This is a genomic window from Erysipelothrix sp. HDW6A, from assembly GCF_011400295.1.
Classification (GTDB): domain Bacteria; phylum Bacillota_I; class Bacilli_A; order Erysipelotrichales; family Erysipelotrichaceae; genus Erysipelothrix.
In genome coordinates, this window is record NZ_CP049859.1 from 1,126,098 (window position 1) to 1,150,196 (window position 24,099).

Sequence of the window (24,099 nt, forward strand, 5' to 3'; positions counted from 1 at the left end):
CTATGAAAACTGATGTTAAAGGACTAACAACAGCTCAAGTTCAAGAACAAGTTCAGATTGGTAATACGAACTATGTTCCTAAACCAAAGAGTAAGAGTAGTCTTCAAATTATACTAGGACATACATTTAATTTATTTAACTTATACAATGTCATCATTGCATTCTTTTTAATATACGTAAAAGAATATCTTAGTATCTTCTTCCTAAACGTCATTGTGATGAATATTGGTATCCGATCTTTCCAAGAAATTAGAGCTAAGAAGACTGTTGAGAATCTAACGATATTAATATCTCAGGATACAAAGGTATTAAGAAATGGTGAGTTCACAACTATCGCAAGTGAAGATATTGTTCTGGGTGATGTTGTTTTATATCAAACTGGCGATCAGATTTCAGCCGATTCACTTGTATTGACAGATGTTATTGAAGTCAATGAATCAAACTTAACCGGAGAGTCAGAACCTGTGATCAAATATCCAGGAGATTCTTTATTATCAGGAAGTTTTGTAACAAGTGGTTCTTGTCTCGCTCGAACAGAAAGAGTAGGAACACAAAGTTTTGCTCAAAAAATAACTGATGAGGCACGTAACTACGAACCTGTAGAATCAGAACTCATGAATATCTTCTTAAAAATAACGAGAATATGTACCACTGTTGTTTTACCTATTGGAATTATTCTTGTCTATCAATCCATGGGACTTAGAGGAAATACATTCCATGAAACTGTCTTAAAAACATCAACAGTTCTTTTATCGTTACTTCCAAAAGGACTTGTATTACTCACGAGTTTATCATTTGGAGTTTCGGTATATCGTTTAGCTAAGAAACGTACATTGGTTCAAGAAATATATAGTATCGAAGTGCTTTCGAAAGTTGATGTCATGTGTATTGATAAGACCGGCACTTTAACCCAAGGTGAGATGAAAGTTAAAGATGTTATCTATCTTGATGAAGAGAAAAATGCAAAAAAAGATATTGCAGCTTATTTAGGTAATTCTAAAGATGTAGATTCTACATCCCTTGCGATGAAAGCTTATTTTGATATTGATACGATTAAAACACCTCAGAACATTGTGCCATTCTCATCTGTAAGAAAATGGGGATCAATGAGTTTTGAAGGTTTAGGAACCATTTATATTGGTGCTCCTGAGTTCTTAATTCAAGGCTATGAGTTGCCAAGACAAGCTCGTCACTACCAAGATGAAGGTGCACGTTTACTCTTGGTTGCGAAAACTGATGATGCGGTATTTGAACCGATTGTACCCAATACAATTCGTGCATTAGCGATTATTGTGATTTCAGATACGATACGTCTGGATGTTATTCCAACTTTAAATTTCTTTAAAAATAACGAAGTTAATGTCAAAGTTATTTCAGGAGATAATATTAATACTTTAAGAGCTGTTGCCAGTCAAACTGGAGTTGTTAATGGTGATAAAGCAATTGATATTAGTGAAATGACAAGTGATGAAGATCTTGAGTACGCAGTGTTAAACTACAATGTTATTGGTCGAGCATCACCACATCAAAAACAACGTATGGTAAAACTACTTCAGAAAAATGGAGAAAGAGTTGCCATGGTTGGAGATGGGGTTAATGATGTTTTAGCCTTACGTTCTGCTGATTGCTCGATTGCTATGGGAGCAGGTTCAGGAGCAGCACGCCAGGCAGCACAGATTATTTTATTGGATAATGAGTTTAAAACAATGGTTGATGTTGTTATGGAAGGTCGCTTAGTTACCAACAACATTTCACGATCAGCATCGATGTACTATCTAGGAACATTATTAACCTTTATGTTATCGATCGTTTCTATAATCTTAAATACACCGTATCCCTTTGCACCGTTACAAGTATCCGTGATGAGTATGTTTGCCGAAGGTATGCCTTCATCATTTGTAACTTTTGAAAACGATTATTCAAAACCTAAGGATGATGTATTGCCGAATATACTTCGCAATATTCTTCCAAATGCTACAGCAATGGCAATTATGTTTGTTGGGATATTGAGTTTAAAAATGGATTTAAAAACAAGTTACACCATGATGTACTTTGTAACGACCTATCTATCATTTGCACTTGTTTACTTTGCATTTAAACCCATGAATTGGAAACGTATTGGCGTACTTCTTGCAGCTGCAAGTAGTTTTGTGACTGTGTGTTTTATCTTCTATGAGCAACTATATTTGGTCTTGTTAAATCCACGTGAGATTCAGATCACGGTTGTATTAATTGTAATTAGTACAGGAGTTCTTCTCTTGCTTAAGAAGTTCTATGCTTATGCAGTTACAGTGTTCTTTAACAGAAGAATGAGAAGAAAAAAGAAAAAACAATGAAATTGATGTTTATGTTTTGTTAAAATAAGTTGAGCTATGGTATTATGGTTTTAGAAAGTAGGTGCCATAATGACAAATAATAAAAAGATTTCTTTAGGTATTACTACATTAATTGGCGTCGGAGCTGCAATAGCTACTGTAGTTGTAGTTAAGAAAATAATGAATTCTGAAGCAATTACGAATCGACGTCGTGAGCGTGAAGCGGAAGCATTTTTACGCGAAAAATATGGAGATGATGTTTTAGTCGGAAAACGTATTGTCTTAGTAGATGAAAATGACACAATCACTAAAACAGATATTGCTAAAGATATCGTAAAGTATGAAATGCAATAAGTGATAGGCTAATTCGAGAGGATTAGCCTATTGTTCTATTTAATAAGAAAGTAGGGGAACAATGTTAGGAATATTAGCTGCAAGTGAGAAAGAACTACAGCCATTACTTGATGTAATGGAAGTGCAAGAAACAAGAAATAAATCAATGCTGACGTTTTATCGAGGGGAAGTGAACGATAGTGAGCTTGTTTGTGTGTTTAGCGGCGTGTGTAAGGTGAATGCAGCTCTTGCGTGTCAATTGATGCTCGACGAGTTTAAACCAACGTCAGTCATTGTTGTAGGCGTTGCAGGGGCTATCTCAGAATCATTAGATATACTCGATACAGTATTAGCGAGCCAATTATCATACCATGATGTCGATAAAACAATACTTACTGAATATCATCCGTGGATGGAAACTCATTTTTTTAATGTAAATGAAGAACTAAGCCAAGAAATTTATGAAGCGAGTGAGAGCAAATATCCTCTTTATAAAGGATTAATAGTAACAGGTGAGCAGTTTATTGATCATGAAGGTAGAGATCAAATCGTAGCAACATATCATCCTTTAGCAGTTGATATGGAAACTGCCGCAGTTGCTCATGTATGTTATGTAAATGATGTTCCTTTTGCAGCAATTCGTACAATAAGTGATACTCCATTTAAGAGTGGGAATAGGGTGTTTAACGATAACTTAATCACTGCTTCAGAAAGAGCTGTTGCTGTCTTACTTAATTACATAAAATCCTTAGCACAAAAATAATCCGTAGTTTTGTTAGTTCGTTTCAACAATAGTCGAAAACTAGCGGAATAAGTGCTTAGAATATGATATAATGATTAAGTTGGAATGAAATATCTATAGATTAACAACTAAATGACAACCTTTTAGCACTTTGACCTTGACAGTGCTAAAAGGTTGTTTTATAATATACTCAGGACATTAAAGAGGGTCTATTTGTTGGGAGGAAAAGCTTATGTTGACACCGCGTAAAATTGAAATATTTAAAGCAATTGTCACTGAATTTATTGAATCAGCGGAACCTGTTGGTTCTAACACTCTGATTGAAAAATTCAATTTGCCATACTCTTCAGCAACAATCCGAAATGAAATGTCAGATTTAGAAAAACTTGGACTGATTGAGAAGACACATACATCTTCAGGACGTGTTCCTTCTACCAAAGGGTATCACTTCTATGTGGAACATCTCATGGAAACAGAAGATAACCGTGCTGTTGAAAATGCAATTACACAAGTGTTCTCTGATCGTCGACTGGATATTGATGAAGCAATTCGTCAAAGTAGTGATATTATTTCTCACATGACGAATTTAACGACAGTAGTACTTGGACCTAGTGCAGGTGATCAAGTGTTACGGAGTGTCCAGCTTATTCCATTAAATGAGTTATCTGCTATGGCTGTCTTCGTTACTGAAGGTGGACATGCTGAGAATAGAATCTTTAATTTTGAAGAGAAAATTTCAGTAGAAGATATCGAGCAATGTACTACAATCCTAAACGAAAGATTAAAAGGAACGCAGTTAAAAGACATTGTAGAAAAAATGGAAAGCTTAAGACCAATCTTGTCTGTTAAACTCCATCAATATGAAGTGTTGTTTGAAGCTTTTGTAGGTGCATTTATTAGATTTGCCCAAAGTGAAGTTTACTTAAGTGGTGAACGTAATATGCTCTACCAACCAGAGTTTGCAAACATCGACAAACTTCGACAACTAACAGAGATGCTTGAAGATAGTCAAATGTGGCAAGAGTTATCGAAACGTCATGATAACTTACGCCTACAAAAATCAGCAAATAGTGAATTAATGTGGATTGACGATATGGCAGTAGTTTCTAGTACATTACGTCTAGAAGATGATTCAGAACATCAACTTATGGTTGTAGGTCCGAATCGTATGGAATACGGTCGTGTTGTATCCCTTATCAACTACGTTGCTACGATGGTTGAAAAAGTGTATGGGAAAGGTGGTCAGGATGAGCGAAACGAAGAAGAATGAAAATGTTGAAGAGATCCTTGAAGAAGTAGTAGAAGATACTGAAAATGTCTCAAGTGATCAAGAATCATCTGAAAAAGTGGTAGAACCAACTCAAGAAGATGAAGTTACTGCATTAAAAGCAGAAGTAGAAAAATTAAAAAACGAATACATTAAGGTGTTCGCAGACACCGAAAATTTAAAGAAACGTCTGCAACGTGAACATGAGCAAAGTACAAAATATCGCATTCAAAGTTTTGCGTTAAATATTTTGCCAACAATCGACAACTTAGAGCGAGCACTTCAACAAAAAACAGATGATGAAGCATATCGTGAAGGTGTTGTAATGATTTATGATCAATTGATGGCCTCGCTAAAAGCAGAAGGTGTTGAAGCAATTGAAGCATTAAATAAACCTTTTGATCCAAATATCCATCAAGCGATGATGATGGAATCTGTAGAAGGTGTTGAACCCAATACAGTAATCGAAGAGTATCAAAAAGGTTATATGTTAAAAGATCGTATATTACGAGCAAGCTTAGTAAAAGTAAGTGAATAAAAGGAGAGATAGATTATGAGTAAAGTTATAGGTATTGACTTAGGTACAACAAACTCAGCAGTTGCTGTTATGGATGGTGGCGAAGCAAAGGTTATTACTAACCCTGAAGGCAATCGTACAACACCATCAGTTGTAAGTTTTAAAAACGGAGAGCGTATTGTTGGGGATGCTGCTAAGCGTCAAGTAGTTACAAACCCAAATACAGCTACATCAGTAAAACGTTTAATTGGTACTAGCGAAAAAGTACATTTAGAAGGTAAAGATTACACACCTGAAGAAGTATCAGCAATGATTCTTTCATATATCAAATCATATGCAGAAGAATACTTAGGTGAAAAAGTTACAAAAGCAGTTATTACTGTTCCAGCATACTTTAATGATGCACAACGTCAAGCAACAAAAGACGCAGGACGTATTGCAGGTTTAGAAGTTGAACGTATTATTAACGAACCTACTGCAGCTGCATTAGCATTCGGTATTGATAAAACAGATATTGAACAAAAAGTTCTTGTGTTTGACCTTGGTGGTGGTACATTTGATGTTTCCATTCTTGAATTAGCAGATGGTACATTCGAAGTATTATCAACAGCAGGTGATAACAAATTAGGTGGAGATGACTTTGACCACATTGTTGTTGACTACTTAGTAGACATGTTTAAAAAAGAAAATGGTGTTGACTTAACAAAAGATAAGATGGCAATGCAACGTTTAAAAGAAGCTGCAGAAAAAGCTAAGAAAGACTTATCAGCAACAGTTAATGCTCAAATTTCATTGCCATTTATTTCAGCTGGAGAAGCTGGTCCATTACACTTAGAAACAACACTATCACGTGCTAAGTTTGATGAAATGACAAAACAACTTGTTGAACGTACAATGATTCCAGTTCGTCAAGCATTAAAAGATGCTGGATTAACTCGTAATGATATTCACCAAGTATTATTAGTTGGTGGATCAACACGTATTCCTGCAGTTGTTGATGCAGTTAAAAAAGAATTAGGTAAAGAACCTAACAAATCAGTTAACCCTGATGAAGTTGTCGCAATGGGAGCTGCAATTCAAGGTGGTGTTATTTCAGGAGATGTTAAAGACGTATTACTCTTAGACGTTACTCCATTGTCACTAGGTATTGAAACAGCTGGTGGTGTTATGACAGTTATGATTGAACGTAACACAACAATCCCTACATCGAAATCACAAGTGTTCTCAACATACGCAGATAACCAACCTGCAGTTGACATTAATGTGTTACAAGGTGAACGTCCAATGGCAAACGATAACAAGTCACTTGGTATCTTCAAATTAGACGGTATTGCACCAGCACGTCGTGGTGTTCCTCAAATCGAAGTTACATTCGATATTGACGTTAACGGTATTGTAAACGTATCAGCACTCGACAAAGGAACAAATAAAAAACAATCAATTACAATTACAAATAGCTCAGGATTAAGTGATGAAGAAATCGATCGTATGGTTCGTGAAGCTGAAGAAAATGCTGAAGCCGATTCAAAATTACGTGAAGAAGCAGAACTTAAGAACAGAGCAGAACAATTCATTAATCAAATTGATGAAACATTAAACAATCAAGATGCAAATATTGAAGAAGCTCAAAAAGAAGAAGTTAAGAAACTTCGTGATGAGTTACAAGCTGCATTAGATAGTGGTGACATGGACTCACTTCGTGAAAAACTTGATGCACTCGAACAAGCTGCTCAAGCAATGTCACAATCCATGTACCAAGGCGCTGATGGTGGTGTGAACCCTGAACCTATGTCAGATGATGATACAGTGGTTGACGCAGAATTTGAAGAAAAAGAATAATTTTAGTTCATCAGTGTGGAGGTAGATATGGCAAAAAAAGATTTTTATGAAGTTCTTGGAGTTAGCAAAAACGCAACTGACCAAGAAATAAAAAAAGCATATCGCCAACTCGCAAAGAAATATCACCCGGATGTTAATAAAGATCCGGGTTCTGATGCGAAGTTTAAGGAAGTACAAGAAGCTTACGATATCTTATCTGACAAACAGAAACGTTCAAATTATGACCAATATGGTCATGCTGCCTTTGATCAAAATGCAGGATTTGGCGGTGCTGGTGGATTTGATGATTTTGGAGATATCTTTAGTTCTTTCTTTGGTGGTGGCTTTGGGGACAAACCCGTAGAGCAAATCCTAACGCTCCACGTCAAGGACAAGATCGTTTTATGTCCATGAAGATTGATTTCATGGAAGCTGTCTTTGGTGCTGAGAAAACAGTTACTTTAAATGTCGATGAAGTATGTCATGTGTGTCATGGAACAGGTGCTTATAGCTCCAGTGATATTCATACATGTTCACGTTGTAATGGTACAGGTCAAACTGTTACTGAACAACGCACTCCATTTGGTACTTTCCAATCTGCAACTACATGTCCAGATTGTAAAGGTACAGGTAAGACAATTAGTCGTCACTGTGAAGAATGTCATGGTAAAGGATATACTACAAAACGTGTAAATGTTGACTTGAAAATACCTGCTGGTATTTCATCAGGACAACAACTACGTGTAAGTGGTAAAGGAGAACGTGGAAGTAATGGTGGTTCAAACGGAGATCTCTATGTTGAGATAAACGTGACACCTCATAAATACTTTACACGTGATGGCAACAACATTCATATACAAGTACCATTGTCGATTGTTGATGCTACACTTGGAGCGGATATAGAAGTTCCAACGGTTCATGGAGATGTTCTTCTGAACATTCCATCTGGAACACAACCGAATACAAAATTTAGAATGCGTGAAAAAGGTGTTAAAGATTTAAGAACGGGACGAATGGGTGACCAATATGTCGAGATTAAACTTGAAGTACCTAAGAAAATATCGCGTGAAGAACGTGAATTATTTGAAAAATTACGCGATAAGAAAGGTGAAGGAGTCTTTGAACGTTTTAAAAATGCGTTTAAGTGATGAGAGTCACTTTTCTTTCCAAAATCAATTAGCACTCTTGTTCATTAACTGCTAACGGAGGTGATAGAATGAATAACGAGAGAATGACAGAAAAAGCTCAAAATATTATTATGGAAGCTGTAAACTATGCGACAGCAATGTCTCATAGTCAAGTGACACCATATCACGTTTTGAAAGCGCTGATGGCAACTACTGACCTAGACATAGTTTTAAGCGATGTTTCTGTTTCCAAACAAGTTATCAATAACTTAGTGGATGGTGAATTAAATCGTCTGCCTAAGGTACAAGGAGCACAACTTGGTGCTTCAAATGAATTTGGGCAAATGATGAATGAAGCAAACCAATGGTCTGAAAAAAACGGAGATACCTATGTATCTGTTTATGCATTGTTCCTTTCAGCAATTAAAACAACAAAAAGTTTAGAAACACTTATTAACTACAAAGATACAGAAAAAAGTATTTTAAACCATCGAAATGGACGAGTTATGGACTCTCCAACTGCTGAGAATAATATTGATGCCCTATTAAAATATGGTCGTGATTTAGTAAAAGATGTACGTGATGGGAAAATTGATCCTATTATAGGACGTGATGATGAAATCCGTCGTGTCATCCAAATACTAAGCCGTAAAACAAAAAATAATCCTGTTCTCATCGGTGAACCTGGTGTTGGTAAAACTGCGATTGCTGAAGGATTAGCATGGCGTATTATGCGCGGTGATGTTCCTTTTAGCTTAAAGAATAAGCAACTTATTGAACTTGATATGGGCTCTTTAATTGCAGGTGCCAAATATAGAGGTGAGTTCGAAGAACGTTTAAAAGCAGTACTTGAAGAAGTAGAACAATCTGAAGGAAATATAATTCTCTTTATTGACGAGCTTCACAACCTAGTAGGTGCAGGGAAAACTGAAGGATCCATGGATGCTGCTAACCTGTTAAAACCAATGTTAGCACGTGGTGAACTTCACTTAATCGGTGCAACGACATACAATGAATACCGACAATATATTGAAAAAGACGCTGCATTAGAGAGACGTTTCCAAAGAGTAACGGTAAGCGAACCAACTGTAGATGATACAATTTCTATTTTAAGAGGTTTGAAAGATCGTTTTGAATCCCATCATGGTGTTAAGATCCTTGATGAAGCTATTGTAGCGGCAGCGAAGTTATCCAATCGTTATATCACGGACAGATTCTTGCCGGATAAAGCTATTGACTTAATTGATGAGTCTTGTGCTTCTATTCGTGTAGAAATGGAATCAATGCCAGCTGAACTTGACGAACTGAATCGTCGTATCCGTCAACTTGAAATCGAAGAGACTGCATTGAAGAAAGAAACTGATGAACGTACACTTGAACGACTTGACGAAATCTTAGAAGAACTTTCTAATTTGAAAGAACGTTATGACACAATGTATGCACGTTGGCAACATGAAAAAGAAGCGCTTGATGGTGTAAAAGATGCTAAAGAAGAGTTAGAAAAAGCAAGACTTGCATTTGAACGTGCTCAAAATGAAGCTCGATATGAAGAAGCTGCAAGATTACAATATGAAACAATTCCATCCTTGGAAGCGAGAATTAAAGAAGCTAATGATATGGAAAAACAAGGTGGTATGATTCAAGAAGTTGTAACCGAAGATTTAGTTGCTGAGATTATATCGAAGTGGACTGGAATTAAAATTACTAAATTAGTAGAATCTGAGAGAGAAAAACTCCTTTCACTCAAAGCAGAACTACAACGTTCAGTAAAAGGCCAAGATGAGGCATTACAAGTCGTTACAGACGCTATTCTACGTTCGAAAGCACAAATTCAAGATGAGAATCGACCTCTTGGTTCCTTTATGTTCCTAGGTCCAACTGGGGTAGGTAAGACAGAGGTAGCACGTGTCCTTGCAGAACAACTATTCGATGATAGAAATCAAATCGTTCGAATTGATATGAGTGAGTACATGGAGAAACACTCTGTATCGAGATTAATAGGAGCGCCTCCAGGATATGTTGGTTATGAACAAGGAGGTCAACTTACAGAACAAGTAAGACGACACCCATACTCAATTGTGTTACTAGATGAAATTGAAAAAGCCCATCCAGATGTCTTCAATGTTTTACTACAAATATTAGATGATGGTCGTATCACTGATAGTAAAGGAGTAACTGTTGACTTCAAGAATACAATTATTATCATGACCTCAAACTTAGGTAGTCAATTTGCCTTTGAAAGAGATCAATCAATTCGAAATGATCGTTATCTTCAAGCGGTTCAAGCTCACTTTAAACCAGAGTTTATTAACCGTATTGATGAGATTGTTGTCTTTAATGCATTAAGTGATAGTGTGTTAATTGACATTGCTCGTAAGTTTGTTGATGAGTTAGCTATAAGAGTTGCAAAACGTCAATTAAAACTAGAAGTAACCGATGCTGCATTACAATTGATTGTTGCTCAAGGTAGTGATGTAACCTATGGTGCACGTCCTATGAAACGTTATATTCAAAAAGAACTCGAAACACGTATTGCTTATCTTCTCATTGAACAAGATGTACATGAAAATGCTATCATTCACGTTGATGCCATAAATGGACAATTTACTTTAGAAATAATAGATGCTGTTGAGAAGATGAATTAGAACACTTTGAAAGGTGTTCTTTTTTTGTTAGAATAAGAGGTATATTGACAGTGCAATAGCATTGTGAATTGGTAGGCATTTTGTTGAAGTAGCGAGAGGATGGATCTACATGACAACACTTGCAAAACTATTACAGTTGTTTTTGAAAAATGAAATCATTTCATTAACAAAAATAATGAGCGAGATTAACCTCTCTAAACGACGCACACAAAGTGTAATGCAACGTTTGAATGAAGTAGGTAAGGGACATGGATTCAGAATTGATGTCGTTAAGAATCGCGGGTATACTCTGATTGTTACCGACTTTGATCAATATTCAAACTTTATTATCACAACAGAATTTAGTTCATTTGTACTAACGCAACAGAGTCGTGTGCTTTTCGAAATAATAATTCTTTTAAATGAAATTGCGGTTGCTATACCTTTAGATGTGTTTTCAGACATTATTGGAACTACTATTGCTGAATTAGTAGAAGATTTATCCCATGCAAGAAAATACCTTGAAGATTGTGAACTAAAACTAGAATTCAACGATGATGCAGTAATTATCGATGGATCAGAATATGATAAGAGAAACTTACTGGTAAATATAAAAGAAGAATTTGAAACGCTGTTATCTGTTCGTAGGATGCTTCCCGAATATCTTACACATACTGACAGACATGTCATTCATAAGATATTAGAAGATTCAGGGATATCGCTAAGTATTGATAAGAACAAAAGATTTATTAGTCATTTGGATGTATTAATATTAAGATTATTTCAAGGTAACAAATTGGAAGACTTCTATGTCAACATGCTTAGAATGGATTATCGATCTGAGGAAGCAGTGTTAAAGATTAGAAGTATTCTTGAAGGATTATATGATATTAAGCTTGATAAAAAAGATGTGGCAATGCTGACATATTTATTATCGGAAGATAAATTATAGAATAACAATTATAGAATTAAAAAAACAAACTTTTAAGAAGTTTGTTTTTATTTTCCTTGAAGTTTACGAATCTTCATTGTAATTTTTATTGAACGGTAAGCAAAGTAGATTACTGCAACAGCAGCTACTGCTAGATAGAAGTAGTAGAGTTGAATATCAATGCCTGTATAGCCTCCAATATCAGATGATCGAGCAACAAGCATACTCATAACAAGTAAAGGGAATAAAGTATTCATAAACTCATCGGAACGCTTGATTTTAAGTCCTTCTACACTACTAAATTTCGCAAGGTCTTCATCGATAACTTTAATCTTTTTAACATCACGTAACATAAAATACTTCTTGAATATAATGAATCCTACAAAAGTCAGGGCAGTTAATATGCTACATAACCAAATTGGTAGTTTAAAGATACCTAATCCAACAACAAATGACAAGGTAATCCAAATTATCTTTGTGCTTTCAATAGCCACATATTTCATATTGCGTTCTTGTATATTATATCCTTCATTAGTTCCCGGAATTACAAGTAAGTAACGTCTACGACGATCCTTAATAACTCCATAGCCTAATAATTGTTCTTCAGTATATTTCATAGTTCCTCCTCAATGACTCCAAATTTAACTAAAGCTTTATAGATTCCATCATCCCATGATGGATCTGTCTCATAATCACTAACTTTCTTAACACCTTCAGTGCCATTACCCATAGCAACTCCAAAAGTCACGCCTTCTAAGAATTCAACATCATTATCACCATCTCCAAAACCAGTTGAAATATTTGTGTTTAGATGATTGTTTAATGCTTGTACCCCTAAAAATTTATTGATGTTTTTAGGAGAGATTTCTCTATTCTTAATAATGTCATAAACAAAATCTGCATCTTCTAGTATCCAATCTACATCCTCTTGCCTTAGATCATTGAATCCGTAGGACAATACTTTATAGACGACTTGATTGGTATAATTTGTCTCAGGAAAGTTTGGGTCGATATTGAAATGTTTCATTGAAAGAAGGAATGTCTCATTAGGTTTGTTAACCATCATAATCTCATCGCCCTCTAATAATAATGTTCCTTTATGCAAACTGATGAGTTTACTTACCCATTCGGGACTTAGAGCTTTTCTAAAGATGACGTCAAGATTTCGATCAAGAACTAATGCCCCATTGGCAAGCACAAAACCATCCCACTCAATAAAGTCAGGAATGCCTATTGATTGTATAGCATCAAGTGTACGACCTGTACATAATGCAACACGATATCCTTTTTCTTTTAACTTTTTTAATGAATATATTGTTGAATCTAAAAAGGTATGACTTTTTGTATCCAACAAAGTACCATCAACATCAAAATAGAATATATCTGAGTTTTTCATCATATCACCAGCAACATTATATCATGAGTGTGGTATGATAACACCATGAAGTCAAAAATTATTCGTTCAAATAGAAAAACACTTTCCATTCAAATTCTTGGTGGAGAAATAGTAGTAAAAGTACCATATCAAGTTCATGATAGTGTGGTTGAAGCATTTATTAAGAAAAATGAAGCTTGGATACAAAAAAGACTAGAAGGGTATACACCAATGGGGTATCGACTTGAGCAAGCGATACTAATTTATGGCGAGCGTTTCGATACGGAACTAATCGAAGGTTCTTCGTTCAAAAAGAATCTGCATAATGGATTGCTTAGAATCACGGTTCCAAAAAACAAAGAAGTAGCTTGGATAGAACAAAAGGTTGATGATTCGTTTAAAGATTCATTAAGTCGCTACATTGAAGATCGATTACCATATTACTGTGAGCTTCTCAATATTCCAGTTCCGAAGTTTAAAGTAAGACGGTATAAAAGAATTCATGGTCGATGCAGTTCTAAAGGAGAATTGGCATTTAATTTGTACTTGTATCATGAAGATAAGCGCTTTATTGATTATGTCATTCTTCATGAATGTGCTCACTTACTAGAATTTAATCACAGTAAAAAGTTCTATGCACATATCGAGAAGATTATGCCTGATTACAAACAACGTATTAAAATGCAGAAAACCAGTAGATAAGTGTCTACTGGTTTTTACTTGTGTGTTCTTGAATGAAATCAAGAATTTGATTTTCATCGGGATCAATATAAATGCTTTTGTGAGTTGCGACACTTACCAAGCCTAAATGACCTCCAGGAATTTTCTTTATGTTTCGTGCCTCTGTATAATGGACTTCTACAGAACTTCCATAACGACTTTTTGAGAAATACGCTGCAAGATTAGCACACAATCGAATTTTAGCCTCATCCAAACTCGGAGTCTGAATTAAGACATGCGACCCAAAGTCATGAGCAACATGGAACCATGTATCATGTTTGCGCGCGATTTTGAATGTAATTCGGTCATTCTGCAAGTTGTTTTTACCTACAAAAATGGTGGTTTCCTCATCATAGTTTAATTTTAAGATATTTGGAAGTTTTTTCTTCTTGTTTGTTTTTGCTTTCTTAAGACGGTTCGGATGAATGATGTTTTGAGAAATCAACTCTTCGTAGATTTCCTGAGCATCATCAACATTTGCTTGCTCTGTTTGAGTTTGTAGAGAAGAAAAATATTGAATCCGTTCTTCAGTTTTAGTAATTTGTTCTTCTAAATAAGACAGCGAAGTCTTTGCTTTTTGATAACGTTTGAAATAACGTCGGGCATTGTCTTTCCCATTGAATCGTTCATCAAGAGGAATGCTTACTTCATTGCCTTCAAAATCAGTCACTGTTATTTCTTTGTGACCATTGGATAAATCATGAGCAAATGCAAAGAGTAGGTCACCGTAATTGCGAAGCTCTTCACTATCTTGAGCTTTTTCTAAATCATTATAGAGTTTCGGTAATTTTTGATTAAGTCGCTTAAGTTCACGACGAATTAGTTTTAAGAGATCACCAGTATGTGACTTAATGCGGTCTTGTTCTTGAATATCGTGAAAGAAATGATCTAAGCCTTCCATTATTGGGTAAACTTTTGGCTCTTTATTTAGATGTGTTAAAGGAATGATGTGGTAATCCGTTTCATAAATGTAAATTGAGTTTGAATCAAGCAATTCATCAATAATAGATTGAGCATCTTGAGTTTTCAAACGGAATAAAATTTCTTTTTCAAGAAGGGGAGATATCCCATTAAATTGACTTCTTAAGGATTCAGCAGGATTGAATGATGCAAGTTCAAAGAATGAGCGTTTATCAAATTGTGGTGGGTAGTCATAATTACTCCCTGCAACAATTGCTCGTTCTGTATTCTCGAAAGGTGAGATTCTTTTTAAGGCATCTACAATGGTATTATCTTCATTAACGATAATAACGTTAGCATACTTACCTAACAACTCAACGATACAACGATAGGGCCTAATAACTCCCATTTCGTCACGGTGTTCAATATGTATTTCAACAACCCTGTCAAAACCATACTGTGTAATTTGAGTAATGATACCACCTTCAAGGTGTTTTCTCATCAACGTTAATAAGTGAGTTTGATCCAAATTGCTGGATGGTTTACTGTGAGTCCATTGTATTCTACTAAATACAGGGTGAGTAGATATGTACAGATTCATTTTCTTTCCTGCAAAACATTGGAAAATAAACTCATGATTTGAAGGTTGAGTTATCCTATTTATTTTAAGTGGTGTTGATTCTTGTAAGATATTTACAAGACGGTGCATAAATACGCCATCGATTGCCATAGTACCAAATCCTTTCACAAACATAACTATTATACTAAATTTCAAGAAATATTATAGTATACAAGCATTAATTTCTTTCCTATGGTATAATTATAAAAATTATTAGAGGTGGGAGCGAATGAAAAGAGGATTATTAATCATATTTTCTGGACCTAGTGGTGTAGGTAAAGGAACAGTGCGTCGTTTGTTTTTTGATCGTGAAGAACTAAACTTAGCATTTTCAATTTCTATGACAACACGTGGACCAAGAAATGGTGAAGTAGATGGTGTTGATTATAAGTTTGTAAGTAAAGAACGATTCCTTGATGCTATTGATAACGATGAGATGTTAGAATATGCAGAATTTGTAGGAAATTACTATGGAACACCAATGGCTGAAGTTGAACGTTTACGTGATGAAGGAAAGAACGTTTTACTTGAAATTGAAGTACAAGGAGCGCTTCAAGTTATTGAACGTGTTCCCGATTCACTCAGTATATTCTTAGTTCCACCAAGTATGGAAGAACTTAGAAGACGAATAGAAGGACGTCAAACTGAATCACAGGAAATTATCCAAGAGCGATTGGATAAAGCTGCAAAAGAAATGGAACTGATGAATCATTACCGTTATGTAATTTGTAATGAAAATCCTCAGTTAGCAGCAGATACCTGTGCCTTAATTATAAAACGTAATATTGAAACAACTCTCTAGGAGTTGTTTTAAGATTGGAAGGGATCCTCAGTGTATTGTGAAGTATATATAGAGAATAGTTTTCTAGGGAATAAGACACTAACTTATGACGTTGGTGGTTTTTCTGTAGCTCGGGGCATGCGTGTAAGTGTTTCTTTGCGGAATAGAGAAATCATTGGGTTTGTAGCGAGTGTTCATAATAATAAACCAGAAGACTTCGAAGCTATGCCAATTCTTTCAGTTCTTGATGATACACCTATCTTAAATGAGGAATTATGGTTGTGTGCTGATTGGCTAGCATATCGAACAGTATCTCCAATAATACGATGCCTACAAACAATATTACCTAATAAACTTAAGCCTCAAACTTCAAGTAAGAAAGCTAAAAAAGAACGTATCATTGTGAGAACTGATTTAACCCTTCACCATCCTACTGCTCATCAAGAACGTTTCTTAGATCACTTTAAACAAGGTGATAGTATGACAGTAAAAGAAGCTGTGAAGTTGTATAGTGGGTTTAGAACACTGATTGATAAAGGACTTTTCGATTTGGAAGATCGTGAAGTTGTTTATAGTGAGCAAATGATTGAAAGTGTTAAAGCAAGTTATCAATTAACAGATAAGCAAGCTGAAGTAATTAAAAAAGTTAGTATGACGCATGCGCATACATACTTACTTCATGGAGTAACAGGGAGTGGTAAAACAGAAGTTTATTTACAGCTAGCAGAATCTGTTATTAAAGAAAATAAGCAGGTGTTAATTTTAGTTCCTGAAATATCACTGACACCTCAAATGATAGAACGGGTTTCTACTCGTTTTGGTCAAGATGTCGCAATTTATCACAGTGGACTCAATGATCAAGAAAAGTACGAACAGTATCAACGCGTTCGTAATCACGAAGTCAACATCTTAGTAGGTACACGATCTGCTGTTTTTATGCCGTTTAAGGAGCTTGGTTTAATTGTTATGGATGAAGAACATGACACAAGTTACAAGCAAGAAAATACTCCTTACTATCATACTCGTGATGTTGCTATATGGCGTTCTGAATACCATAACTGTCCACTTCTCTTAGGAAGTGCATCACCTTCACTAGAAACATATGCACGAAGTTTAAAGGGAGTCTATACATTACTTGAGTTAAATGAGCGTATTAATCATCAATTTCCTAAAGTAAGCATTATCGATACACGCAAAGCATTATTGAGTCGTCAGTCGGCATACCTAACGGATGAACTGTTAGAGGCAATACACGCTCGACTTGAGCGTAAAGAACAGATTGTGTTGCTCCTAAACAGACGTGGTTATATGACTCTTATTAAGAACTCTGAGGATGAAGTTCTACAATGTCCAAACTGTGATTTATCCTTAAGCTACCATAAGACTGATCGAAGTTTAAGATGTCATGTTTGTGGATATCAAACAGGGCTAAAGAATAATATGAAATTAGTTGGAAGTGGTGTAGGGACACAACGCTTGGAAGAAAATGTCCAAGCACTTTTTCCAAATGCTCGGATTGCGAGAATGGATGCAGACACTACCTCGAAAAAGAACGCCCATCAACGTATCCTTAAGAGCTTTATCGACCACGAATGTGATATATTAATAGGGACACAAATGATTGCCAAGGGTCTTGATATACCCAATGTTACCTTAGTTGGGATTATTAATGCCGATACTGCATTAGCTCATAGTGATTATCGTGCGGTAGAGACTACCTTTGCGATGTTACTTCAAGCAGCAGGACGATCAGGTAGAGGTGGATTAACGGGTGAAGTTATGCTTCAAACAGCGAATCCAGACCATTATGCTATTCAATGTGCACTTCATCAACAGTATAAGAAGTTCGTAAGTTATGAAATGCAGTATCGTAAGATAGCCGAGTATCCACCGTATAGTTATCTTATTAGTATCGTATTTAATGGTGATACTGAGGAAGAAACATTTGCGGCGTCATTAGAGTTTATGAAAATACTTAATGGAGCAAGCTATCAATTGATAGGACCCGTTATGTTAAGAAAACTTGTAAGAAAATATCGAAGTAGAATTATTATAAAAGGTAAAGATCTTGATGGTATGATTCAGTTGTGTCATCAAGCCATTGATCTTTTTAAGAAAACAAATAGAACAGGAGTCAATGTGGATGTCAATCCACTAACATTAGAATCATGAGACGATTAGAAGCCTATAATGTACTTAGTGATGTTGAGTTTCGCGACCGACATGCCCATTTAGTACTCAAAGAAAAAGAAATGGATCCTAAGTCACAAGCATTTGTAAGTGCCTTAGTGTATACAGTATTACAACATAGTTTATTTTTGGATTACCAATTTCAAGATTTAGTAGATGCAAAATTGCCTAAAGAGGTAGCACTTGTTATTAAAATGGCGTGTGCTCAATACTTTAAAATGGACGATGTACCAGACTATGCGCTTGTAAACGAATATGTTGAGTTAACTAAAACAATTGGAAAGAAACGTTACTCTGGAGTTGTGAATGCAGTTCTAAAAAAGGTTATTAAGCGAGGTCTACGACCAATTGAAGAAACAGGATTAAAACGAGCATCGATTGAGTATAGTATGCCCCTTTGGATACTTAACTTACTAAGTAAACAATATGATGAGAAGTTCGCAATTGACTATGCGATTTACTGCCAAGAAATTAAACCGAGTTATGTAAGAATTAATACTTTAAAAGATTATCCATTAGATATGTCATATTTTGACGAATACAATAATGCTCTCATTGCGAAATCAGAGTTATTTAGAAGTGATTACCTAGAAAATGGTGTGGTATTAATTCAAGACATTAATTCTCAAAAAGTTGTTCCTTTTATGAACTTAGAAGATAATTTAGAAGTGTTAGATTGTTGTTGTGGTCCTGGTACAAAAACAAGCCACATTGCCGCCCTAATGAATAATACAGGTCAGATTGATGGAGTTGAACTCCATCAATCTCGTGCAGATAAAACAAGTGAGCTAATGGAACGAGTTGGAGCTACAAATGCTACAATCATTACATCGGATGTCCTTGAATATCAAACTGATAAGAAATATGATCGTATTCTTCTTGATGCACCATGTTCTGGTTTGGGTGTGTTATCTCATAAACATGATTTACGTTATCATATTAAACCTGAAGATCTTGATGCTTTAGTACTGCTTCAAGCAGATATGCTTGATCATGTTGCGACATTGCTTGAGGTGGATGGAATTCTCGTTTATGCGACCTGTACATTAAATCGTAAAGAAAATGAAAAACAAGTCGAAGCGTTTTTAGCTCGCAATTCAAACTACGAGCTGCTCGAGTCTGAATTGTGCAACCCGATGGAAACCTTAGGTGATGGTTTCTATATCGCACAATGTCGACGAACATGCTAAAATATGATTGGAAAAGATGAGGTGTCTTGTGAAATATACTGGAATTAGTGAAATAGGCTTATATAGGGATGAAAACCAAGATAGCATCAGTGTTGTAGAAACTGAAACAGCACTTCTTGCCATACTCTGTGATGGAATAGGTGGCGGCAATGCTGGTTCTATTGCTAGTAAGATGGTTGTAACACTTTTAAAAGAATCATTTATACAAGTATCAAGCATCAGTGATAAAGAATCTGCTATTGCTTGGTTTTCTGGTACAATCGCAGAAATCAATCGAACCCTATATCACGAATCCTTAGTAGTTCCAGAGTATCGTGGTATGGGAACTACTTTAGTTGCTTGTGTCATTCTTGCAGATGATGCAATTGCATTTAATATAGGAGATAGTAGACTTTACACCTATACTGACAGCAAACTGAATCTATTAACAGAAGATCAAACATACGCTTATGAAATGTATTTAAGAAATGAGATCGAACTTGAGGAAATTCAAACACATCCAAAACGTCATGTACTAATGAACGCAGTAGGAATTGATGAACATATATCCTACGATACTATACATATTCCCGAAAAATGGGACTATATATTAATGTCTTCAGATGGACTTCATGGATATGTAAGTGATGAACTCATATTAAAAGCATTAGAGATTGAAGATATATTAAACAAAAGAAAAGCATTAATATCATTGGCTTATAAAGCTGGTGGTTATGATAATGTATCAGTAATTTTGATTGAGGGTGATGATTATGACAAAAACAATTAGTAACCGATACTTATTGGTAAAAAAGATAGGCAGCGGCGGGATGTCAGATGTCTACCTAGCAATGGATACAGTATTAAATAGAGAAGTAGCAATAAAACTACTACGAGGAGATTTATCTCATGATCCTGTAGCCTTATTGCGTTTTCAGCGTGAAGCCAGTGCAGTAAGTGGATTAAGTCATCCAAATATTGTTGAAGTATACGATGTTGGAGAAGATGATGGTGTTCATTATATTGTCATGGAAATGGTAAGAGGAACAACACTTAAAGAATTGATCTATCGACGTGAAGCAGTAGATCCAGTTGAAGCAGTATCGATTATGAAGCAGCTTACATCTGCTATGGAATTAGCACATCATGAACATGTGATTCACCGTGATATTAAGCCTCAGAACATTCTAATGAAAGATGATGGAACTGCAAAGATTACAGACTTTGGTATCGCTCTTGCAGGGGATGCTATTCAACTAACGAAGCATGATTCTGTCCTAGGTTCTGTTCACTACATGGCACCTGAATTATCACGTGGTGAAGGCGCAAGTTATCAATCGGACATTTATGCGCTTGGTGTGGTGTTCTACGAACTACTATCGGGTACAGTTCCTTATAAAGGAGATTCTCCGGTTGAAGTTGCCATGAAACACTTACGTGATCCATTTCCACGTATTCAAAAGTTTAATGGTTCCATACCAAACTCGATTGCTAATATAATTTCTAAATCTACAGAAAAGAACTTAGACTATCGTTATCAAACTATTGATGAGCTAATGGAAGATTTAAATCATTGTTTTGATGAAGATATCATCAACGAACCTCTATGGAAACCAGCAGTCAATCAAAGTCAAGATCTCACAATTGTTATGGATCGTGTACGTGAAGATGAACCTGTTAAGAAAAAAGACAATAAGAAAAAGATAATTGCTATTGCTAGTGTGGTTCTTGTGATTGCTGTTGCTATTGTCATGATGTTTGTTTTTAAACCAGAAAATAAGCAAATTATTGTTCCAAGCATGGTTGAAAAGAAAGTTGAAGTAGCAAGAACTGAGTTAACGGAATTAGGTTTAAATGTAGACCCTACAGTAAATTATGAATATTCAGATGATTATGAAGAAGATCTTGTGATTGTAACGGTACCAGCTGAAGGAGCGATCCTTCATAAAGGTGATAAAATTAAACTAGTTGTCTCACAAGGGAAGACTTTCGAAATTCAAGATTACGTAGGTAAGAAGATTGAAGATGTTCGCGAGTCTCTCAAAGGATTAAAACTTGATATTAAAGTTGTAAACGAACAAACAGCAGATAAAGCGCCAGGTATCATCTTGAAACAAGAAGGGCTCAATAAAGGTGATAAAGTAACACCTGAGTCAAAAGATACACTGACTCTAACTGTGAGTGCTCCAATGGAAATTAGTGGAGTTATTCCAAATGTGATTAATATGAGTGTTGCTGAAGCACAACAAAAATTCATTGATATGGGCATGCAAGTTCGTACTGAAGAACTAAGTCAAATTGGTATGTCTGATAGTCAAATTGCAGCATTAAAGTATGATGTAGTTGATAGAGTTAGTCCATCAGTTGGTAGTTACTATATACAAGAGAACTCCAATTACATTACACTTTATTACTATAAAAAGATTCCGGTAGTCGAGGAAGAAAAACCAACGAAACCAGATGAGAATAATGGCCAAAAACCAGATGAAAAGCCGCAGGACAATGTAAATACAAGCGTTAAACCTCAAACTGGGGAAACATCTAACAGAGAAACTAGAGATAATTTATGAAAAAAGCTTTAATTACAAGAGTTGTATCCAATCGATATACTGTGTTTATTGAAGGAGAGTTTGAAGTTGCTACCGCCATGGGTAAATTAAGACTTGGTCAAAAACCTATTGTTGGCGATTATGTAATGGTAGAAACTTTAGAAAATAGATTGGTAATTCAGGAAGTACTTGAGAGAAAAAATCAATTGATCAGACCTTTAATCGCAAATATCGATCAGGCTTTAATTGTAATGTCAGCAATGGAACCAGAGTTTTCCTATACTCTAGTTGATCGCTTAATATTCCTCATTTCTTATGAAAGTATTGAACCGGTTATTGTCATATCAAAAGCAGACTTAGTCAGTGATGAGGCGTTGCAAGAAATTGTTGATGAGTATGAGAAGTCAGGTTATCGAGTAGTTAAGACCGGCATAACTCTTCCAACTTCAGGATTAGAATCAATTCTGAAGGATAAAGTATCTGTTCTATCAGGGCAGAGTGGTGTAGGTAAGTCGAGTTTACTCAACCGTATTGATGCTAACTTAGAACTTAACACACAAGAGATATCTAAGGCGCTAGGTAGAGGTAAACATACTACAAGACATAACCAACTATATCGCATCGCTGATGGCTGGATTGCTGATACACCAGGGTTCTCTTCATTAAGTTTTGCTAATTTAGATCTCATTGATTTTTCTCAACGAATTCCTGATTTTGTTCCTTATGAAGGACAATGTAAGTATCGTGATTGCTTGCATATTCATGAACCAGGTTGTACAATTAAACAGAAAGTTGAAGAGAAAGCGATATCATTGAAACGCTATCAGCACTATGTTGATTGTGTATCTTTAATTAGGGAGGGATCGCGATGACTAAAATAGTTGCACCTTCAGTTCTGTCACTAGATTTTACAGATATGAAGAAAGAATTGAAGAAGGTTGAAGTAGCAGGGGCTACATGGCTTCATTATGATGTTATGGATGGAGTTTTTGTCCCAAACATTAGCTTTGGACCTTCAATAATGAATCAAGTAAAACGTGTTTCTGACTTGTTTATGGACGTTCATTTAATGATTGAACGCCCTGAGAAGTATTTTGATGTGTTTGTAAAGAATGGTGCTGAGGCAATTACATTCCATGTCGAATGTTTTAAAGATGCGACAGAAGGGCTTGCTGCAGTTAAAGAATTAAAAAAACTTGGAGTCAAAGCAGGAATTACTTTAAAACCTGGAACAGAGTTATCTCAAATTATTCCGTATCTTAAACATGTAGATATTGTATTAGTGATGAGTGTAGAACCTGGATTTGGAGGACAATCATTTATTCCTGAAATGCTTGAGCGTATTAAAGAAATTAATTCAATACGACAAAGTAATGGATATCATTACCTTATCTCAGTTGATGGGGGAATCAATGGTGAGACTGGACCCAAAGCACGACAAGCTGGTGCAGATATACTTGTTGCCGGTAGTTATGTGTTTGGTGATGAAATTGAAAAAGCAGTCCAATCTCTTCTATGAAAACTGTTAGTTTAGTACTCCATGAATTCGATGAATCACTAGAGGGTGATGTTATTGGTGTTGACTACGGTGCATATGTTTGTGCCAGTAGAGGAATACCAATGATGATTGCCTGTGGAGATTTCGACAGTGTTACTAGAGATGAATTCAAGTGTATCGAAAAACATGCAGAGAAAATAATCCGTTTGAAACCTGAAAAGGATGAAACGGATTTTACTTATGCATATTCCTTATGTGTTGATTATGACAGAATTAATGTTTTTGGCGGATTGGGTGGTCGTCGTGACCATGAATACATGCATGTGTTAACGGCATGTAGTGATCCAAGGCTCTATCTCTATGATAAGCAAAATAAAATCTACTCGCTTGGAGTCGGTAAGCATGTAATTAAAAAAGATACGTACCAATACGTATCTATGCATATTCTTGAAAAAGGTAATCTAAGTTTTGAAGGAGTGAAGTATCCATTAAACAATCAGGAAGTTAAAGTAGGGGATACCTACCTTACTTCAAATGAGATACTTGAAGAAGAGGCAACACTTACTATTCACTCTGGAAAGGTGTTGTTGTTACAAACGAATCCATAAAAAAAACGGTGAATTT

At 35.6% G+C, this 24,099-nt stretch carries 20 protein-coding genes and 1 pseudogene; 18 read left to right on the forward strand and 3 right to left on the reverse strand.

Translation table 11 applies throughout. From position 1 onward, the window contains the following. Nucleotides 1-2: 2 nt before the first annotated feature. From G7059_RS05815 to G7059_RS05855, 9 genes and pseudogenes are all read left to right on the forward strand, one after another. Nucleotides 3-2,336, forward strand: a complete 2,334-nt coding sequence (locus tag G7059_RS05815; RefSeq protein WP_166081139.1) for an HAD-IC family P-type ATPase — start codon at nt 3-5, stop codon at nt 2,334-2,336. Nucleotides 2,337-2,405: 69 nt separating this feature from the next. Continuing rightward, the gene (locus G7059_RS05820) at nt 2,406-2,669 is read left to right on the forward strand and encodes a hypothetical protein (protein WP_166081141.1); all 264 of its coding nucleotides are present in this window, start codon (nt 2,406-2,408) and stop codon (nt 2,667-2,669) included. A 61-nt stretch (nt 2,670-2,730) separates the two neighbouring features. After that, a complete protein-coding gene (locus G7059_RS05825) occupies nt 2,731-3,411 on the forward strand; it encodes a 5'-methylthioadenosine/adenosylhomocysteine nucleosidase (RefSeq protein ID WP_166081142.1) in 681 nt (226 codons plus the stop codon). Between the two features lie 211 nt (nt 3,412-3,622). Continuing rightward, nucleotides 3,623-4,660 carry a heat-inducible transcriptional repressor HrcA gene (hrcA, locus tag G7059_RS05830; protein WP_166081143.1) on the forward strand — a complete coding sequence of 346 codons (1,038 nt, stop codon included), beginning with the start codon at nt 3,623-3,625 and terminating at the stop codon, nt 4,658-4,660. After that, entirely contained in the window at nt 4,638-5,195 is a 558-nt protein-coding gene (gene grpE / locus G7059_RS05835) for a nucleotide exchange factor GrpE (protein WP_166081144.1), read from the forward strand. The genes hrcA and grpE overlap by 23 nt, the downstream gene beginning before the upstream one ends. Nucleotides 5,196-5,210: 15 nt before the next feature. Continuing rightward, nucleotides 5,211-7,013: a molecular chaperone DnaK gene (gene dnaK / locus G7059_RS05840; RefSeq protein ID WP_166081145.1), complete on the forward strand. Its 1,803-nt coding sequence runs from the start codon at nt 5,211-5,213 to the stop codon at nt 7,011-7,013. A 27-nt stretch (nt 7,014-7,040) separates the two neighbouring features. Continuing rightward, nucleotides 7,041-8,140 (forward strand): annotated as a pseudogene (dnaJ, locus tag G7059_RS05845) (molecular chaperone DnaJ). A 68-nt stretch (nt 8,141-8,208) separates the two neighbouring features. Then, on the forward strand, nt 8,209-10,764 hold the full coding sequence (locus G7059_RS05850; RefSeq protein ID WP_166081146.1) for an ATP-dependent Clp protease ATP-binding subunit: 2,556 nt from the start codon (nt 8,209-8,211) through the stop codon (nt 10,762-10,764). A 109-nt stretch (nt 10,765-10,873) separates the two neighbouring features. Further along, nucleotides 10,874-11,695 (forward strand): PRD domain-containing protein, encoded by an 822-nt coding sequence (locus G7059_RS05855; RefSeq protein WP_166081147.1) that lies wholly within the window; start codon nt 10,874-10,876, stop codon nt 11,693-11,695. Nucleotides 11,696-11,742: 47 nt separating this feature from the next. Here the strand turns inward: G7059_RS05855 and G7059_RS05860 are convergent, their stop codons facing one another. Both G7059_RS05860 and G7059_RS05865 read right to left on the reverse strand, forming a co-directional pair. Then, nucleotides 11,743-12,291 (reverse strand): hypothetical protein, encoded by a 549-nt coding sequence (locus G7059_RS05860; protein ID WP_166081148.1) that lies wholly within the window; start codon nt 12,289-12,291, stop codon nt 11,743-11,745. Next, the gene (locus G7059_RS05865; protein WP_166081149.1) at nt 12,288-13,073 is read right to left on the reverse strand and encodes an HAD-IIB family hydrolase; all 786 of its coding nucleotides are present in this window, start codon (nt 13,071-13,073) and stop codon (nt 12,288-12,290) included. The genes G7059_RS05860 and G7059_RS05865 overlap by 4 nt, the downstream gene beginning before the upstream one ends. A 42-nt stretch (nt 13,074-13,115) precedes the next feature. Here G7059_RS05865 and G7059_RS05870 point away from each other — a divergent pair, with 42 nt between their 5' ends. After that, entirely contained in the window at nt 13,116-13,751 is a 636-nt protein-coding gene (locus G7059_RS05870) for a M48 family metallopeptidase (RefSeq protein WP_166081150.1), read from the forward strand. 4 nt (nt 13,752-13,755) lie between these two features. Here G7059_RS05870 and G7059_RS05875 read toward each other — a convergent pair whose 3' ends face one another. Next, entirely contained in the window at nt 13,756-15,423 is a 1,668-nt protein-coding gene (locus G7059_RS05875) for an NFACT family protein (RefSeq protein ID WP_240920445.1), read from the reverse strand. A 94-nt stretch (nt 15,424-15,517) separates the two neighbouring features. On the opposite strand from G7059_RS05875, the gene gmk reads away from it, so the two are divergent. The 8 genes from gmk to G7059_RS05915 are packed head-to-tail and all read left to right on the forward strand — an operon-like array spanning nt 15,518 to nt 24,083. Beyond that, on the forward strand, nt 15,518-16,090 hold the full coding sequence (gmk, locus tag G7059_RS05880) for a guanylate kinase (protein ID WP_166081151.1): 573 nt from the start codon (nt 15,518-15,520) through the stop codon (nt 16,088-16,090). A 30-nt stretch (nt 16,091-16,120) separates the two neighbouring features. Then, entirely contained in the window at nt 16,121-18,241 is a 2,121-nt protein-coding gene (gene priA, locus G7059_RS05885; RefSeq protein WP_240920446.1) for a primosomal protein N', read from the forward strand. Further along, on the forward strand, nt 18,238-19,449 hold the full coding sequence (locus G7059_RS05890; RefSeq protein ID WP_166081152.1) for a transcription antitermination factor NusB: 1,212 nt from the start codon (nt 18,238-18,240) through the stop codon (nt 19,447-19,449). Before priA ends, G7059_RS05890 begins: the two co-directional genes overlap by 4 nt. 28 nt (nt 19,450-19,477) lie before the next feature. Then, nucleotides 19,478-20,218 carry a PP2C family serine/threonine-protein phosphatase gene (locus G7059_RS05895; protein WP_166081153.1) on the forward strand — a complete coding sequence of 247 codons (741 nt, stop codon included), beginning with the start codon at nt 19,478-19,480 and terminating at the stop codon, nt 20,216-20,218. Continuing rightward, nucleotides 20,202-21,998, forward strand: coding sequence for a Stk1 family PASTA domain-containing Ser/Thr kinase (gene pknB, locus G7059_RS05900; protein WP_166081154.1), 1,797 nt, complete (start codon nt 20,202-20,204; stop codon nt 21,996-21,998). The genes G7059_RS05895 and pknB overlap by 17 nt, the downstream gene beginning before the upstream one ends. Next, nucleotides 21,995-22,849 carry a ribosome small subunit-dependent GTPase A gene (rsgA, locus tag G7059_RS05905; protein ID WP_166081155.1) on the forward strand — a complete coding sequence of 285 codons (855 nt, stop codon included), beginning with the start codon at nt 21,995-21,997 and terminating at the stop codon, nt 22,847-22,849. Before pknB ends, rsgA begins: the two co-directional genes overlap by 4 nt. Beyond that, nucleotides 22,846-23,496, forward strand: a complete 651-nt coding sequence (gene rpe, locus G7059_RS05910) for a ribulose-phosphate 3-epimerase (protein ID WP_166081157.1) — start codon at nt 22,846-22,848, stop codon at nt 23,494-23,496. Before rsgA ends, rpe begins: the two co-directional genes overlap by 4 nt. Next, on the forward strand, nt 23,493-24,083 hold the full coding sequence (locus G7059_RS05915; RefSeq protein ID WP_166081158.1) for a thiamine diphosphokinase: 591 nt from the start codon (nt 23,493-23,495) through the stop codon (nt 24,081-24,083). The genes rpe and G7059_RS05915 overlap by 4 nt, the downstream gene beginning before the upstream one ends. The last annotated feature ends 16 nt before the right edge of the window (nt 24,084-24,099 follow it).

Bases quoted from the DNA above. Each gene is read 5' to 3' on its own strand.
- G7059_RS05815 (WP_166081139.1), top strand. From the start codon at position 3: ATGAAAACTGATGTTAAAGGACTAACAACAGCTCAAGTTCAAGAACAA.
- G7059_RS05820 (WP_166081141.1), top strand. From the start codon at position 2,406: ATGACAAATAATAAAAAGATTTCTTTAGGTATTACTACATTAATTGGC.
- G7059_RS05825 (WP_166081142.1), top strand. From the start codon at position 2,731: ATGTTAGGAATATTAGCTGCAAGTGAGAAAGAACTACAGCCATTACTT.
- hrcA (WP_166081143.1), top strand. From the start codon at position 3,623: ATGTTGACACCGCGTAAAATTGAAATATTTAAAGCAATTGTCACTGAA.
- grpE (WP_166081144.1), top strand. From the start codon at position 4,638: ATGAGCGAAACGAAGAAGAATGAAAATGTTGAAGAGATCCTTGAAGAA.
- dnaK (WP_166081145.1), top strand. From the start codon at position 5,211: ATGAGTAAAGTTATAGGTATTGACTTAGGTACAACAAACTCAGCAGTT.
- G7059_RS05850 (WP_166081146.1), top strand. From the start codon at position 8,209: ATGAATAACGAGAGAATGACAGAAAAAGCTCAAAATATTATTATGGAA.
- G7059_RS05855 (WP_166081147.1), top strand. From the start codon at position 10,874: ATGACAACACTTGCAAAACTATTACAGTTGTTTTTGAAAAATGAAATC.
- G7059_RS05860 (WP_166081148.1), bottom strand. From the start codon at position 12,291: ATGAAATATACTGAAGAACAATTATTAGGCTATGGAGTTATTAAGGAT.
- G7059_RS05865 (WP_166081149.1), bottom strand. From the start codon at position 13,073: ATGATGAAAAACTCAGATATATTCTATTTTGATGTTGATGGTACTTTG.
- G7059_RS05870 (WP_166081150.1), top strand. From the start codon at position 13,116: ATGAAGTCAAAAATTATTCGTTCAAATAGAAAAACACTTTCCATTCAA.
- G7059_RS05875 (WP_240920445.1), bottom strand. From the start codon at position 15,423: ATGTTTGTGAAAGGATTTGGTACTATGGCAATCGATGGCGTATTTATG.
- gmk (WP_166081151.1), top strand. From the start codon at position 15,518: ATGAAAAGAGGATTATTAATCATATTTTCTGGACCTAGTGGTGTAGGT.
- G7059_RS05890 (WP_166081152.1), top strand. From the start codon at position 18,238: ATGAGACGATTAGAAGCCTATAATGTACTTAGTGATGTTGAGTTTCGC.
- pknB (WP_166081154.1), top strand. From the start codon at position 20,202: ATGACAAAAACAATTAGTAACCGATACTTATTGGTAAAAAAGATAGGC.
- rsgA (WP_166081155.1), top strand. From the start codon at position 21,995: ATGAAAAAAGCTTTAATTACAAGAGTTGTATCCAATCGATATACTGTG.
- rpe (WP_166081157.1), top strand. From the start codon at position 22,846: ATGACTAAAATAGTTGCACCTTCAGTTCTGTCACTAGATTTTACAGAT.
- G7059_RS05915 (WP_166081158.1), top strand. From the start codon at position 23,493: ATGAAAACTGTTAGTTTAGTACTCCATGAATTCGATGAATCACTAGAG.